The organism is Bacillus sp. JAS24-2, from assembly GCF_008274905.1.
GTDB classification, from domain to species: Bacteria; Bacillota; Bacilli; order Bacillales; family Bacillaceae_G; genus Bacillus_A; species Bacillus_A cereus.
Window position 1 is genome coordinate 3,829,123 of the sequence record NZ_CP031068.1, and the last position, 15,221, is coordinate 3,844,343.

Below are 15,221 nucleotides of genomic sequence, written 5' to 3' on the forward strand. Positions count from 1 at the left end.
ATAAACTGAAAGGAGATTTGAGTAGCCTATAAATGGAATGAAAACATTGAGGTATACTCATATTTTTATGAAGCACATTACAAGAAGAAATTTTTTAAAAATTGGTATGCGTACTTGTCTCTATTCATTTATAACCAGTAGCATCGGATACTACTATGCTAAATATATAGAGCCCCATTTCATTTCTTTTACACAGCACACATTAAAATCACAACTCATCCCAAAAAGTTTTCATGGTATGAAAATTCTTCAATTCAGCGATTTACATCTCGGATACTATTTCTCGCTTCAACATTTATCTAAAGTTGTTTCTAAAATTAATGCTGTAAATCCAGATATTGTCCTTTTTACCGGAGATCTCATTGATAATTATCAAACGTATACTGACACTCCTTTCGTTGCATCCATTTTAAAAAATATACAAGCCCCCTTTGGTAAATTCGCTATTTATGGTAACCATGATCACGGTGGATATGGAACTGAATACTATGAGCACATCATGCGTGAATCAGGATTTGAGCTATTGCTCAATAGTGAAAAAAGAATTCATCTAATGGATAATAGTGAAATTTCTATTTTCGGTCTCGATGATATACTATTAGGCAAACCAAAAATAGAGAAAACATTAGAGCATGCACGGCAAAGTACTTATAACATTGTTCTTGTTCACGAACCAGATATCGCGCCCAAAGTTTCTAAATATCCAATCAACTTGCAACTTTCTGGTCATAGTCACGGCGGACAAGTACAAATTCCTTTTTTAGGAGCTATTATTACACCTTCACTCGCCAAAGACTATATTGAAGGCTTCTATACAATTCAGGATTTAACTCTCTATGTCAATCGAGGCCTGGGAAGAACACGTGTCCCATTTCGCTTTATGTCAAAACCTGAAATCACAATTTTCACACTCCAACATTCGTAATAATTCGCCTATTTTCTTACATATCCTTTCTTGTACGCGCTCATCCACGTTTTGTTTACCATATGATAAAAGTGAGTCCAATAAAGGAGGTATGTTCATGTATCCATATTATCAACCAATTCCAGTCCGTTCAGCACCTATTGGTCCAGTAGGCGACTCACGCTTCTTCCCGTTTTTTGGCGTTCCCTTTCTAGCTGGAATTGCTGGTGGATTGCTCGGCGGAGCATTAGCTTTCGGCCCTCGACCATTTTATCCACCTTATCCACCACCTTTCCCGCCGCCAGCACCTTATCCTTGTTACGGTGGACCATGTCAGCAACCATACTATTACTAAGTTAAAATAACGATTCTTTCAAATATTATTCTCTCAACGAGCCATCTCATTACACGCTTATAATAAAACTATTGTTTCTACTCATCCTTCCATTTTTGGAGCATATGAGTAGAAAAAAGTAAAAACCTCTTATTGACATAAGAGGTTTTTACTTTTTTCATTATTCAGCGTCTGTATTTTGATATGCCATCTTAAACAACTTCACTTGGCTATCAATTTCTTCTGTACTACTATTAATAACATAATAGTAATCACCATCTTTATTTTGTTCACGTGTTTTCACATTATCAGCTAATGTAAGCTGTAAAATCGCCTTAATTCGTGCCTTCATTTCAATATCTAATATCGGGAAAGATATTTCCACTCGCTTCTCCATATTTCGCGTCATCAAATCAGCTGAAGATAAATATATTTTCTCCTCCCCATTATGATGGAAATAATAAATACGGCTATGCTCTAAGTATCTTCCAACAACACTAACTACACGAATATTTTCACTTACATTTGGAATGCCAGGTCTTAAACAACATGTCCCTCGAACAATGAGCTCTACCTTTACTCCAGCTTGTGATGCTTCGTACATTTTTTTAATTAATGGTTTATCTGTTAATGAATTCATCTTAGCGATAATATATCCATTTCCATATTGCCTATGATAACGGATTTCTTCATCTATTAAATCTATAAATTGCTCTCTTATATCAAATGGAGCAACCGATAAATGATGAAAATGTGGCTTTGTTGTATAACCACTTAAATAATTAAAGAAATTGGTTGCATCAACCCCAAAGTCTTTTCTTGATGTAATATATCCAAAATCAGTATATAACTTCGCTGTTGCATCATTATAGTTTCCAGTTCCGAGATGTACGAACCTTTCGATTTTTCCGTTTTTTCTTCTTACAACTAATGTAATTTTACTATGTGTTTTCAAGTGACTTACACCGTAAATAACATGACAGCCTGCCTGTTCCAATTCTTTAGCCCAATGAACATTGTTTTCTTCATCAAATCTTGCCTTTAATTCAACTAATACTGTCACTTGTTTTCCCTTTTCAGCCGCTATCTTTAACGCCTGAATAATCGGTGAATCACCACTTACACGATATAACGTTTGTTTAATCGCAAGTACATTCGGATCGTCCGCCGCATCACGGACAAAATCAACTACCGGCTGAAATGATTCAAAAGGATGATGTAATAAAATATCATGCTCAATTGCTTTTTCAAATACATCTTCTTCATCACCTAAATCTTGAGGTGGTTGCGGAATAAGAGCCGGATATACAAGATGTTCATATAAAGGAGCTAGTTTTTTATATAAAGAAAACAAACATGTTAAATCTAATGGACCATCCATTATATATACATCTTCATCTTTTACTTCCAGAACCTCATATAATAACGCTAGTACTCTTTCATCAATGTGTTCTTTCCCAACTTCTAAACGAACAGCAGCCCCCCACTTACGCTTTTTTAATTCTTTTTCAATTACCTTTAATAAATCTCTCGCACCTTCTTCATGAATCGTTAAATCTGCATTGCGTGTAATACGGAAACGAGTAACAGATGATACTGTATATCCCGTAAATAATTTATGAGTAAAGCTACTAATTACGTCTTCTAATAAAATAAATTTATGCTTTTGCCCTTCGCTCGGTAAAATTATGAAGCGCTCAAGTAATGAAGGAACTTGCACAATTCCTAACTTCGTCCTGTTTTCCTCTTCCGCTTGCTTCTCATCATATAAAAGAGTAGCCAAATTCAAACTTTTGTTTAATAACATTGGAAATGGGCGATATGCATCAATAGCTACAGGAGTTAACACCGGAAAAATTTGCTCATCAAAATACTCTTCTATAAATTCTCGCTGCTCTTTCGTCAAATCATTGAATGTTAAACGTTCAATTCCCTCTAACTCAAGCGCTGGTAATACATAATTTTTAAATGTATCATATTGTACTGTCATTAGTGCATGGGCTTTTATCGCAATTTTATTTAATTGCTTTTTTGGTGTTAAGCCAGCTTTATTTTCTGGCTGATTAAATCCAGCACTCACTTGATCCTTTAATCCCGCTACACGTACCATAAAAAATTCATCTAAATTCGAACTAAAAATACTAATAAATTTCAATCTTTCCAAAAGTGGATTATTTGCATCTTGCGCTTCTTGTAAGACACGTTCATTAAATGCTAACCAACTTAACTCTCGATTATTGTAATAAGCTGTATCATTTAAATTTACTGCATTCCCCTTCAATAATTCCATTCTCTTCACACTTCCCCTTGAAACTTTTTCACTATAATTTAGTTACTTTTATTTTAGCAAATTACAATATTATAAAGTGTAAATTTTTTGTAAAGACATCCGTACAACCTAATGTTTTAGTTCGAATAACAAGTTAATATTCGTTTTTAACACTCTTTCTAACTGTTTTTTTTGTTTTTCAGCCTGCACTTTTTCCGCTAATGCCGATTGTTCACATAAAGCTTTAAATGTTAATCCTTCTTCGTTTTCTGTTATAGATATGGTATCAATAAGCGATCGTTGCCTTACATTTAAAGTAGCTGAAAATTGTAAAACAGCTCCTAACAGGCGGATTTTTTTTTGTTCGCTTTTATCAAACCAACCTTCAAATGGAGATAAATGTTGTTTAAATAACATTTTTGATTTATACGATGCAATAAGCGCTAGCCTTACTCGATCTTTATGCATCATGCCATCAATTGTCTTATTCGCTAATAAATAAAACGTATGTAAACGACTTGCTTCTTCGTCTATATATTTGCCTATATTAAATACTTTCGCTGCTTGATGGAACACTTCCCAGTCTTTTACTGACATAGAAATAAGCCCTATTTCCTCAAGTTGTTTGCAAATTAGTCTTCCATGTTTAATAAGCTGAATAACAAATTCCATGTCCATTTCGTATTCATGTGATAGTAAATGCAGACTTTCTTCAACTACGTTCGGATAATATGAAATCCCCAAATCTTTTGTCAACTCTTCATAGAAAACACCTTCTCTTAACCCTTTTCTACTTAATACAAATGCCGGTGCCTCTATAACATTAACAAGTGTATGAAATACTTCAACCGCTGGAATAATCGTATCTGCTCGATCTTTTGCCAATCCTTCCAATTTCTGAAGTTCTATGTACGACAATTTTTCCAATTCATCTTTTACACTTTCAATATCTTCTTCTTTCATCTTGTATAAATGTAATCCTGCTATAGGATAGCATATTAAATTTTGATGGATTTTCACTAAGTTCCTAGCACTACCACCAATTGCAATAAGAGGCAATTTCTTATTGATTAACCATGGTAACGTTCGAAATTGAAACTCTAAATACTGTTGCATTCCCTCTAACTCATCTTTAGTAGGAATATCCCCTTTAATAAATTGTTGCTTTAAAGAAAGTGCCCCAAATGGAAAACTATGGTACTCTAAAATCTCTCTATTTCTAAAGTATGTAACTTCTGTACTTCCCCCGCCGATATCTACCGTTATTCCTTCTGAAAACGATGTAGAATTCATAACCGCCAAGTATCCGTAACGCGCTTCCTCATACTCTGATAATACTCTAAGAGTAAAGTCCGTTTGTCCTTCAACAAGCTTTTTAATTTCCTCTTGATTCTCCGACTGTCTAATTGTTGCTGTTGCAACACAAAGTACATGATGCAACTGATGGAATCTTGTACTTTCTTGAAATTGAAATAATGTCTGTAATAATACTTCTATTCCCTCTTCATTCAACACACCATCAATTAAGTAATTCCTTAACCTAGCAACAACTTTCGTATTTTCAATCTCTTTATAAAAACCTCCATTTTGCTTTTCATAAATAACTAAACGCATTGTATTAGATCCAATATCTATAATGGCATACTGTTGTTTTAATATTTCTTTCAAACTTCTCACTCTTTCATTATCAAATTTCAAAAACATATTCTATTACTATTATACAAAATAGTTGTTTTTTGTAACAATATTGCTTTAATATTGAAAATATATACAATCACTTTTTGCGTATAATAAATACCTATTTTATTTATGGTATAATAATGAAAAATTGAAAGGAGATTCAATATGAAACCTTCACAACCACAATCTCAATTACAAAACCAACATTCTATTAATCGACTAGCTCAATCTATTTTCGTTGTGAATCGTCATGCTAAAGCAGCTACTAATCCTAAATATTTATACTGGTTAAAAAAGACAGCTTTAGAACGTTTGATTGCTGAAAAAAAAGCAATTAAAGAAGGATTACATTTTTCTAGAAACCCACGTTTTAGCCAACAACAATCTGATGTCCTTATACGTTTAGGCGATTATTTTTTCCACATCCCTCCTACGAAAGAAGATTTTCGAATTCTACCGCATCTTGGTCATCTTGAATCCTCCTATCGAAATCCGAAAACAACCTTATCTTTAACAGTGGCAAAAAAAACAATTCAAGATTATATTGGTCCTGAAGCATTAAAACAAGAAAAAAAATTAAGTGAACCTGTTCCATGGTATAGTCGTACTTATACAAAAAAATAAAACAGTTTGGCCAAGTGTAGGCCAAACTGTTTTATTTTTTCTCTTCTTTAATTTTAATATTTGCTTGTTTATAAAAAGCTACTTTTTCTGTATTATAAGACTTTGTGAATTCATTAAATTTATCTTTTTCTGACTCAATATCCTTATAAGATTGATTTACTACTTTTACTTTTTCACTAATATCTTTTAATTTAGTACCTTTATCTTGTAACATTGTATATAACTCTTTTTCTTGTTTTAAAGATTTGTCATAGCTGTCATACATTTTATTAAATGAATCGTGTCGTTTCTCATACGTGCTTTTCACTTTATCAGCTTGATCTTTCAATTTCTTCTCTTCAATTTTCTTCACATACTTATCAGCTGACTTCACTTCTTCTTGCGCTTTATTTAAAACTTCTTTTTCTTTTGCAAGCACTTTTTCTCGTTCAGTTGTATTTTTCACTGCTTGATTCAGTTTTTCTTTAACAGTTTGATTATTATCTTTTCCTTCTTGAACAATCTGGTTATATAATTCTTGTCCTTCTTTCTCTAAAGTCTCAAGTTTTTTTGCATCTTCAAACATTGTTTTTTCTTGTTTAGCAGCGTTTTCAAACGCTACATATAATTCTTCTTCTGGTTTCGGACCGAAACAACCGGCTAATAAAATCATTGATAATGCAGTTACAATTGCTAATTTACTATATTTCAACATCTCTTCCTCCTACTTATAAATGACCATCGTGTAATATAAAAAAGTTATAAAATATGTAATTGTTCTATACACTCGCATCTTTTTTACGAAGATCATTAATATTGTTTGTACAAATTATTACTTGATATTACATTATTCTTTTTGAATTATTTAGCAATTCCATATCCATCTTTAAGTATACTACTTCGTGTTTTTTAAGGCCTGTTCACACTATGTATTACTTTAATGTCCACGGAATTTCACCTCAGTCTTAATAAGACTATAATAGTTCACCTGATAAAAGGTGATCGCTCCGCTCTCACGTCTATCATTCCCTTTCCAGCTTTCTATCAATTAATCTCTTTGTTCATTTTACACAGTACAATCGATATCTCGCAACAACTTACAAATATTCTTTTCATTTCCTAAAAAGGAAAAGTGTAGAGCTTGCTTTCCTCTACACTTTTAAAATAAAACACACTGTGCAAATTGCATTGACACTACCATCATAATTATATGCTTATTTCATATATTTTTAAAGACTTTTATTACAAACATGGCGTTTTTTTGTAATAAAAGTCAAAAAAATGTTACAAATAAAACATCTTCCTATCATATATCTTCAAATCAAAGCTTCACTCATTTTCTTGCAAATTTCTATACTGGTACAATTGATTTTGCGACTTTCTCAACAGTTCTTCAAACGTTTTTCCTTCTACTGGATAGCTAGCTGCTCCAAATAAAAGAGTGACACTGAGTAAATCACCTTCTATTTCACTTTCAATATTTTTCATTAATCGTTTTGTTATTGTTGATGTTTCATGACCATTATCAATTGCTACAATAACGTACTTATTTTCATCCCACTTTGTAACAACATCGCCCTTCCGAATTGTCTTTACAATGGTACTCTCTAATTTTTGTACTAATACTCCCAACTTTTTTTCTTGCAACGTGTCTTTTAATCCTTCCCATTCTTTTACAGAAAGAATGTACACTGTAATATTACGAGAATCTCTTTCAGATAAAGCAGCTACTTTCCCAAAAAAATCAACAACAAAATCATTGCTTGCCATTCCTCCTACTTCCATACCCATACGCTCGTTCGCTCTTTTATCGTACCAATGTCCAAAATAATAACTTAGTATCATTTGCAATATATAAATAATAAAGACGGTATAAAATGATCGTGAATCCAGTTTTGCAATTACATCCTGAAGTGCAATCCATTCTGTAACTGCCACAGTATTGCCAAGCAATAATCCACTAATTTTCCCTTTATGTTTCATACTTTTCCCCCTTTTATACCAATATATGTTTCTATATCAATAATGTTTTTCTACAAAATAAAAAATGTACATATGCAATGTACATTTCTGCTTAAGCTTGTATACCTTTTCTACTCTATTTCATATATATATAATATAACTTTTATAGAAAGGAGTAATCTATATGCTACAAAAAGAGAATCTATCAGATGCTATGCGTTTACTAGCTGGTTTTCTATTATCATTAAAATTATTATTTACCTCTTTCGGCATACACTTTATTACAAACGATCAAATCGACGCTATTGTTAATGTTGTTTCATTTTTATTTATTCTATACTTTGGCTACAAAAATAACTATGTAGGAAAAAAAGGAATAGAGCAAAAGAAAATACTCAAAAAACACAACCTTCACTAAAAAAGGAACCTTTTGTACAGGTTCCTTTTTATCATTGACGCACAACAACTTCATTTGTTTGCAGTGGGCCATATGATATCTCTTTATCTTGAAATGTATATGTAGCCTGAAAGAATGTTTGTTTAAGAGCTTTATCTTTATTAGCTTTTATTTTACAACGTAGTTCCACCTTCTCATTCGGTAACAAATCATCAATTCGCCATCTAACAAGCTGGAATAAAAACTCACTTATCCCCTTATCAACTTTTAAAGAATTAGGAATATAAGCAAAGTAATCTCGAATCATATGACTTACAACAACTCTCGAAATCATTTCTACCCCTTTATTTTCCACTTCAATTCGCATAATAAGTATGTCGTTTACATCGTAGGTCAATTCATACGAAAACTGTTCTGTATACATACTACCAATTTGTAATGTAACGGCTACTTGAGGAAATTCGTTTTCCTTTTTCGATCCGTCAATCCACAATACTGGTTGTAGCGGTATTGAATACTTTCCTGTATCCGAAATTCGTCCCCATATTTTCATAATATATATTCACCTCATTTCAGATGTAACATACACACAATGAATTCCCCAAATCACTAAAGCTTGCTACAAGCAATGTTTAATATTTCTCTTCCTTTTATCCTATTCGACAATATGAAGAAAAAACCATTTTTCATCTATTAACAGAAGGTGTTCTTTATGAAATTTTTTTACAATTTACTTCATTTCCTTTATAGCAATATTCAGTATGGCTCACTCGTTCTCTACTCATACGAAAGAATATTTTGACGGAAGAAAAAGTTTGCCTTATAGTCAAATTTGACTATAATATTCTTTATGGCATATCAGTGCACTTATGGAAAAGGAATTAAAATCAACTATACATTTAAAATTTTTTATCCACTGCACTCAAAACTTAATATAGTTTACTTATTTCTAAAGGAGGGTTATATTTGGAAACTCAACCATTAAAAAAAGACGCCAACAAGACAAAATTTGTTGTTGCTGGTTTACTGCTTGGTATATTAATGGCCGCAATGGATAATACAATCGTTGCAACCGCAATGGCAACAATCGTTGGAGACCTAGGAGGATTTGATAAGTTTGTTTGGGTCACATCAGCTTATATGGTAGCAACAATGGCAGGGATGCCTATCTTCGGGAAACTTTCTGATATGTACGGGCGGAAACGTTTTTATATTGGCGGCCTCATTCTTTTCTTATTCGGTTCTGCTCTTTGCGGAACAGCTTCAAGTATTGAGCAATTAAGTATTTATAGAGCTATTCAAGGTATCGGTGGTGGTGCCCTTATGCCTATCGCCTTCACAATTATGTATGATATCTTCCCACCAGAAAAACGCGGGAAGATGACAGGACTATTCGGTGCTGTTTTTGGGACATCTAGTGTATTCGGTCCTTTATTAGGTGCTTATATTACTGACTATATAAGTTGGCATTGGGTCTTCTATATTAATATTCCATTAGGACTTATCTCCTTTTTCTTCATTACTAAATACTACAGTGAGTCTCTAGAATTTAGAAAACAAAAAATTGATTGGGCTGGTGCTATTACACTTGTCATAAGTATCGTTTGCTTAATGTTCGCATTAGAACTTGGTGGTAAGGAATATGCCTGGAATTCCACTGTAATTATTGGCTTATTTACAACAGTATTTATTACGCTTATTATTTTCTTCTTTGTAGAACGAAAAGCAACCGAGCCTATTATTTCGTTCCATCTATTTAAAAAACCTTTATTCGCAGCTAGCCAAGGAGTTGCCTTTTTCTATGGTGCCGCTTTTATTATCTGTACAGTTTATATTCCAATCTTCATTCAAGGCGTTCTTGGAGGTTCCGCCTCTAATGCTGGATTAATTTTAACACCAATGATGGTTGGTTCTGTAATTGGAAGTCAAACAGGAGGACAATTAGCTTCTCGAACAAGCTATCGTAACATTATGATGGTATCTGGTGTCTTCTTCGTTCTTGGTATTTATTTATTAAGTACTTTAACAATGGACACACCTCGTTTACTCGTAACACTATTTATGATTCTCGCTGGGCTTGGTGTTGGTTTCTCATTCTCAGTATTAAGTATGTCTTCTATTCACAAGTTGGAAATGCGGGACCGTGGTTCGGCGACATCAACAAACTCATTCTTCCGATCACTCGGTATGACTCTTGGTGTAACGATTTTCGGTACAATTCAAAATCATATTTTTACAGATAAACTAAACTCTGTATTTCCCCCTGAACTAGCAAAATTAGCTCCAAAAGGCGGAGACACAAGTTTCTTATTATCACCAGGCGCTACCGCAAAAATTCCTGCTGAAATATTAGCGGGTATTAAAGAAGCTCTCGCTACATCTATTGCGAATACATTCTTCTGGGCACTCATCCCGGCTGTACTAAGTATTATTTGTATTTTACTTATGGGAAATGAACGCCTCTTTACAGGCCCTAAAAAGAAAGAAAAACAAAAGCAAGTTAGTTAATATAAAAAAGAAGCGGCATATTCCTTTATGAAAAAGGATATGCCGTTTATAATATGTATAAAGTGAAACTTTAATCAGTGGGGGGGTGTTCATCCCCCACTGATTATTAGCCCTCACCAATCGGGCTTTTACGGGCAGTTAATCCCCACCTAACTTCTTTGCTTCCGCTGAATTTTTGGGTGGGGATCTTACTAGATAAAGTTTTTATATACAGGAGTTGAGACAGCATGAGCATGAAATTAGTCATTCTCGGCTTGCTACTCGAAGGAGATAAACATCCATATGAAGTGCAGCATATTATGAAAGAACGACAAATGGATTGTTACATTAAATATGCTAAAGGATCACTTTATTACGCCTTCGAGCAATTAGAAAAGCAAGGCGCAATTCATATTACAAATGTAATTAGAGACACAAATCGACCTGACAAAACGATTTTTCATATAACAGAAGAAGGCAAAAAACTATTCCACACTTTACTATTAAAACAATTCGAAGCCAAAAACCAAATATATAAACCTATTTATTCGGCCTTATCTTTCGCTCACTTTAGCAATGATCACGAATTAGTTCCTATTTTAGAAAAAAAGAAAAACGATACTCTTCAATATTTACATACTATGCAAACGATATATGATTGTAATAAAGGAAAGGTTCCACGTGCACAACTATATATTTTGCAAAGTGTAATTGAGCATATTACAGTTGAATTACAATGGCTAAACACCCTCCTTAAAGATGCTATAGCAGGCCGACTTTCAGAAGTTGCTATAGATGAAAATTGAGCTATGAAAGAAGGCATCCCTACTTCTTTCATAGCTCAATTTCTCTTTTTATACTGTAATATTATTAGTTAATCCAGGATGAAAAGTCATAATAATAAGAAATAAAAACTTTTGAATTTTCTTATTTCAAAACAGTAGACAAAATTCCAAAAATTGTGTTAGAATTTGTTTCAATATCATATCGCTTGTTAAATTCCTTTCAAAAGGAAAATAGGTACACGAAAGTTTCGTTTCGTGTTTAAAAGGGAAGCTTGGTGAAACTCCAACACGGTCCCGCCACTGTAAATGCTGAGATTTCTTTTTGGTGCCACTGTGAAAACGGGAAGGTGAAAGAAATTATATGAAGCATAAGTCAGGAGACCTGCCTGTTTTAACAACACTGATAGATTCACGGATGATGATGAGGTGTTAAAACAAAAAGGAAGGCTTATTTTCTATGTCTTTGTACTTTTTGTTATAGGTATTTCCTAGTAAACGGAAATGCTTACTTTCAATTAGGGAGGAATTTAAAATGGCAATTCAAACAAGTAACTTAGGTTATCCACGTATCGGACTACAACGAGAGTGGAAAAAAACATTGGAAGCTTTTTGGTCCAATAAAATCGATGAAGAACAATTTTTAACAACAATGAAAGAAATTCGCCTTCAACACGTAAAAGTACAGCAAGAAAAAGGGATTGAACTCATTCCAATTGGCGACTTTACATATTATGATCACGTTTTGGATACTGCCTATATGCTAGGATTTATTCCATCACGTTTTTCTGAGTTTACATCTTACCTTGATGTATATTTCGCAATGGCGCGTGGCTCTAAAGATCACGTAGCTTCCGAAATGACAAAATGGTTTAACACAAACTATCACTATATCGTTCCTGAATATGAAGAGGGATTACAAATCTCTTTAAAAGATAATCGCCCACTTCGCTTATACGAAGAGGCAAAACAAGAATTAGGAGTAGATGGAAAGCCTGTTATTTTAGGACCATATACTTTCTTAAAATTAGCTAAAGGCTATACACAAGAACAATTTCCTAACATTTTAAAACAGTTAGTTGCACCTTACGTACAACTGCTTTCAGAACTACATGCAGCTGGGGCACAAGCCATTCAAGTTGATGAACCGATTTTCGCTTCTTTAACTAAAAAAGAAGTTCAACAAGCAAAAGAAATTTATGAAGCTATTCGTAAAGAAGTTCCAAATGCGACTCTTCTTTTACAAACATATTTTGATAGCGTAGAAGAAAACTATGAAGAAATTATTACATTCCCGGTATCCGGTATTGGATTAGATTTCATTCATGGTAAAGAAGGTAATCTAAATGCTATTTCAAAATATGGATTCCCAGCTGATAAAACTTTAGCTGTCGGTTGTATAGATGGCCGTAACATTTGGAGAGCTGACCTTGATGAAGTTCTTGAGTTATTTACAACGTTACAAAAACAAGTCCAAACGAAAGATATCATCGTTCAGCCTTCTTGTAGCTTATTACATACACCAATCGATAAAACAGAAGAAACTCACTTATCGACTGAGCTGTTTGATGCGTTAGCATTTGCAAATCAAAAATTAGAAGAGTTAGTTCTTATTCATTCCGCTCTCACTCAAGGTACAGAAAGCATTAGTAATGAGCTGGAAACATATCGAAACGTACATCATACAATTCGTTCATCTGCTGCACGTAACCGAGAAGATGTCAAAGCAGCACGAACAGCACTAAAAGAAGAAGATTTTTCACGTCCTCTTCCATTTGAAAAACGATACGAATTACAACAAGTTGCTCTAGAGTTACCGCTATTACCAACAACGACTATTGGTAGCTTCCCGCAAACAACTGAAGTTCGTCAAACGCGAAAAGAATGGCGTAACGGTGTTATTTCAAATGACCAATATGAACAATTTATTGAAAAAGAGACAGAAAAATGGATTCGTTACCAAGAAGAAATTGGGCTTGATGTACTTGTACATGGTGAATTTGAAAGAACTGACATGGTCGAATATTTTGGTGAGCGCCTTGCTGGTTTCTCATTCACTAAAAACGGTTGGGTACAATCATACGGTTCCCGCTGCGTAAAACCACCTGTTATTTATGGTGATGTAGCCTTTATTAACGGCATGACTATTAAGGAAACAGTTTATGCACAAAGCTTAACAGAGAAAGTTGTAAAAGGAATGTTAACCGGACCTGTTACAATTTTAAATTGGTCCTTCGTTCGAAATGATATTCCAAGAAAAGAAGTTTCGTATCAAATTGCACTAGCTCTTCGTCACGAAATTGAACTACTTGAATCTTCTGGAATTAGAGTAATCCAAGTCGATGAGCCCGCACTTCGTGAAGGAATGCCACTAAAAGAAAAAGATTGGGATGCTTATATTACATGGGCAGTACAATCCTTCCTTTTAGCAACTTCTTCTGTAGCAAATGAAACACAAATTCATACTCATATGTGTTACAGTAACTTCGAAGATATTGTTGACGCGATTCGCGCATTAGATGCAGATGTAATTTCTATCGAAACATCAAGAAGTCACGGAGAATTTATTGATACATTAAAACATACAACATATGAAAAAGGCATTGGCCTAGGTGTATATGATATTCATAGCCCACGTGTACCGAGTAAAGATGAAATGTATAAAATCGTAGAACAATCTTTAGAAGTATGTGATCCTAAATATTTCTGGATTAATCCCGATTGTGGTTTAAAAACGAGAAGAACAGAAGAAGTTATTCCAGCTTTAGAACATATGGTGCAAGCAGCGAAAGATGCTCGTTCCCTTTTAAAAACAAACGCATAACAAAAATGGGTTATCCTTTTCTCAGGATAACCCATTTTTTATTCTTTACTTTCAAAAAAGAATTCATATTGTATTTTATATAATTCATCATCCGTTGGCTCTTCAAGAGGAATTGCTTGTAATACAACTGTATACTCACCATTTGGAATAGGTATTTGAAATTTATTAGAAAGAATACTCGTTATAACGATACTTTCATTTTCAACTGTAAAAGGAACCGTAATCGTTCTAACTACTTCTTCTTTTTCAATATGTTTCCCTGGGGTCACTTTCACTTCACAAGTATAATCAGAAAGTGCTTCAAAAATAACAGTTCCATCTGCCTTAGCATAACCTCTTTCAAAATCTTCATCAGTCCAATCTACATAAGGCTGCTCACCGTCATAGTTCATCAACATTAATTGCGAATAAGAAATCGTTAACTCCATAGTTCCCCTTCTCCTTCATTATGAAATATACAACTACTACTTCACTTCAAATTTTACTCGCGTACCATCTGGGTATTTATCTAACTTATTCCCTACCCAAGAGCCTGCTCCACGGTTATCCGCCGGACTTATATATTCAATATGTGCTCCTTTTCCGCCTTCCTTGCACATCGCCATTGGCCATTCATCACGATCATACCCTTTTTTTGATGGATATGGTGCTAACGACAATTTCCTTCTATCTGCAGCACCACCACGATCGATTGTACAAACTTCTGAATGCCCTTCTTTTATAGCATCCGTAATATGTTTTCCTGTCTCTGGATAACGTTCTTTCGGAAATTCTAACACTTGATCATACGTATTCGTTTTCTTTACACTTGTTTCCTCTGGCACAAGTACTTCATAAACTGCTACTAAAATAGACAGAATTGCGATAATTGAAATGATAATACCTTTTAATTGCTTCATGTATACCTCCATGTTTCTACCAGTTTCTTTTCCTCCGTTATTATAACAAACTTCTCCTGTATATGTTTTCAGACATTATT

14 protein-coding genes and 1 riboswitch are annotated in these 15,221 nt (G+C 33.8%); of the genes, 7 read left to right on the forward strand and 7 right to left on the reverse strand.

From position 1 onward, the window contains the following. Window positions 1-67 precede the first annotated feature (67 nt). Complete coding sequence (locus tag DN407_RS19720; protein ID WP_033667426.1) at window positions 68-925, forward strand: metallophosphoesterase; 858 nt, start codon at window positions 68-70, stop codon at window positions 923-925. A 97-nt stretch (window positions 926-1,022) separates the two neighbouring features. After that, window positions 1,023-1,259 carry a hypothetical protein gene (locus DN407_RS19725; protein WP_000283738.1) on the forward strand — a complete coding sequence of 79 codons (237 nt, stop codon included), beginning with the start codon at window positions 1,023-1,025 and terminating at the stop codon, window positions 1,257-1,259. A 160-nt stretch (window positions 1,260-1,419) separates the two neighbouring features. Here the strand turns inward: DN407_RS19725 and DN407_RS19730 are convergent, their stop codons facing one another. Together DN407_RS19730 and DN407_RS19735 are read right to left on the reverse strand one after the other, a co-directional pair. Further along, window positions 1,420-3,528, reverse strand: a complete 2,109-nt coding sequence (locus DN407_RS19730; RefSeq protein WP_000421677.1) for a polyphosphate kinase — start codon at window positions 3,526-3,528, stop codon at window positions 1,420-1,422. Between the two features lie 108 nt (window positions 3,529-3,636). Next, window positions 3,637-5,211 (reverse strand): Ppx/GppA family phosphatase, encoded by a 1,575-nt coding sequence (locus tag DN407_RS19735; protein WP_050552234.1) that lies wholly within the window; start codon window positions 5,209-5,211, stop codon window positions 3,637-3,639. A 141-nt stretch (window positions 5,212-5,352) separates the two neighbouring features. Here DN407_RS19735 and DN407_RS19740 point away from each other — a divergent pair, with 141 nt between their 5' ends. Next, window positions 5,353-5,811 carry a YkyB family protein gene (locus DN407_RS19740; protein WP_000804862.1) on the forward strand — a complete coding sequence of 153 codons (459 nt, stop codon included), beginning with the start codon at window positions 5,353-5,355 and terminating at the stop codon, window positions 5,809-5,811. Window positions 5,812-5,842: 31 nt separating this feature from the next. Here DN407_RS19740 and DN407_RS19745 read toward each other — a convergent pair whose 3' ends face one another. Both DN407_RS19745 and DN407_RS19750 read right to left on the reverse strand, forming a co-directional pair. Further along, entirely contained in the window at window positions 5,843-6,505 is a 663-nt protein-coding gene (locus DN407_RS19745) for a YkyA family protein (protein WP_149216604.1), read from the reverse strand. A 614-nt stretch (window positions 6,506-7,119) separates the two neighbouring features. Further along, on the reverse strand, window positions 7,120-7,773 hold the full coding sequence (locus tag DN407_RS19750; protein WP_000680811.1) for a diguanylate cyclase domain-containing protein: 654 nt from the start codon (window positions 7,771-7,773) through the stop codon (window positions 7,120-7,122). 163 nt (window positions 7,774-7,936) lie between these two features. Between DN407_RS19750 and DN407_RS19755 the strand changes: the two genes are divergently transcribed. Beyond that, a complete protein-coding gene (locus DN407_RS19755) occupies window positions 7,937-8,170 on the forward strand; it encodes an SPP1 phage holin family protein (protein WP_000939446.1) in 234 nt (77 codons plus the stop codon). A 31-nt stretch (window positions 8,171-8,201) separates the two neighbouring features. Here DN407_RS19755 and DN407_RS19760 read toward each other — a convergent pair whose 3' ends face one another. Then, entirely contained in the window at window positions 8,202-8,702 is a 501-nt protein-coding gene (locus tag DN407_RS19760; protein ID WP_000708120.1) for a hypothetical protein, read from the reverse strand. Window positions 8,703-9,115: 413 nt separating this feature from the next. Between DN407_RS19760 and DN407_RS19765 the strand changes: the two genes are divergently transcribed. The 3 genes from DN407_RS19765 to metE all read left to right on the forward strand — a co-directional run bounded on the left by DN407_RS19765 (window position 9,116) and on the right by metE (window position 14,242). Next, window positions 9,116-10,657: an MDR family MFS transporter gene (locus tag DN407_RS19765; protein ID WP_000449898.1), complete on the forward strand. Its 1,542-nt coding sequence runs from the start codon at window positions 9,116-9,118 to the stop codon at window positions 10,655-10,657. Window positions 10,658-10,884: 227 nt separating this feature from the next. Beyond that, window positions 10,885-11,442: a PadR family transcriptional regulator gene (locus DN407_RS19770; RefSeq protein ID WP_000062063.1), complete on the forward strand. Its 558-nt coding sequence runs from the start codon at window positions 10,885-10,887 to the stop codon at window positions 11,440-11,442. 195 nt (window positions 11,443-11,637) lie between these two features. Further along, a riboswitch (cobalamin riboswitch) is annotated at window positions 11,638-11,825 on the forward strand. Between the two features lie 128 nt (window positions 11,826-11,953). Further along, window positions 11,954-14,242, forward strand: coding sequence for a 5-methyltetrahydropteroyltriglutamate--homocysteine S-methyltransferase (gene metE / locus DN407_RS19775; RefSeq protein ID WP_001007604.1), 2,289 nt, complete (start codon window positions 11,954-11,956; stop codon window positions 14,240-14,242). 38 nt (window positions 14,243-14,280) lie between these two features. Here the strand turns inward: metE and comJ are convergent, their stop codons facing one another. Together comJ and nucA are read right to left on the reverse strand one after the other, a co-directional pair. Then, window positions 14,281-14,670 (reverse strand): competence protein ComJ, encoded by a 390-nt coding sequence (comJ, locus tag DN407_RS19780; protein ID WP_000424030.1) that lies wholly within the window; start codon window positions 14,668-14,670, stop codon window positions 14,281-14,283. 36 nt (window positions 14,671-14,706) lie between these two features. Next, window positions 14,707-15,141: a DNA-entry nuclease gene (nucA, locus tag DN407_RS19785; protein ID WP_000811494.1), complete on the reverse strand. Its 435-nt coding sequence runs from the start codon at window positions 15,139-15,141 to the stop codon at window positions 14,707-14,709. Window positions 15,142-15,221: the final 80 nt, after the last annotated feature.

Bases quoted from the DNA above. Each gene is read 5' to 3' on its own strand.
- DN407_RS19720 (WP_033667426.1), top strand. From the start codon at position 68: ATGAAGCACATTACAAGAAGAAATTTTTTAAAAATTGGTATGCGTACT.
- DN407_RS19725 (WP_000283738.1), top strand. From the start codon at position 1,023: ATGTATCCATATTATCAACCAATTCCAGTCCGTTCAGCACCTATTGGT.
- DN407_RS19730 (WP_000421677.1), bottom strand. From the start codon at position 3,528: ATGGAATTATTGAAGGGGAATGCAGTAAATTTAAATGATACAGCTTAT.
- DN407_RS19735 (WP_050552234.1), bottom strand. From the start codon at position 5,211: ATGTTTTTGAAATTTGATAATGAAAGAGTGAGAAGTTTGAAAGAAATA.
- DN407_RS19740 (WP_000804862.1), top strand. From the start codon at position 5,353: ATGAAACCTTCACAACCACAATCTCAATTACAAAACCAACATTCTATT.
- DN407_RS19745 (WP_149216604.1), bottom strand. From the start codon at position 6,505: ATGTTGAAATATAGTAAATTAGCAATTGTAACTGCATTATCAATGATT.
- DN407_RS19750 (WP_000680811.1), bottom strand. From the start codon at position 7,773: ATGAAACATAAAGGGAAAATTAGTGGATTATTGCTTGGCAATACTGTG.
- DN407_RS19755 (WP_000939446.1), top strand. From the start codon at position 7,937: ATGCTACAAAAAGAGAATCTATCAGATGCTATGCGTTTACTAGCTGGT.
- DN407_RS19760 (WP_000708120.1), bottom strand. From the start codon at position 8,702: ATGAAAATATGGGGACGAATTTCGGATACAGGAAAGTATTCAATACCG.
- DN407_RS19770 (WP_000062063.1), top strand. From the start codon at position 10,885: ATGAGCATGAAATTAGTCATTCTCGGCTTGCTACTCGAAGGAGATAAA.
- metE (WP_001007604.1), top strand. From the start codon at position 11,954: ATGGCAATTCAAACAAGTAACTTAGGTTATCCACGTATCGGACTACAA.
- comJ (WP_000424030.1), bottom strand. From the start codon at position 14,670: ATGGAGTTAACGATTTCTTATTCGCAATTAATGTTGATGAACTATGAC.
- nucA (WP_000811494.1), bottom strand. From the start codon at position 15,141: ATGAAGCAATTAAAAGGTATTATCATTTCAATTATCGCAATTCTGTCT.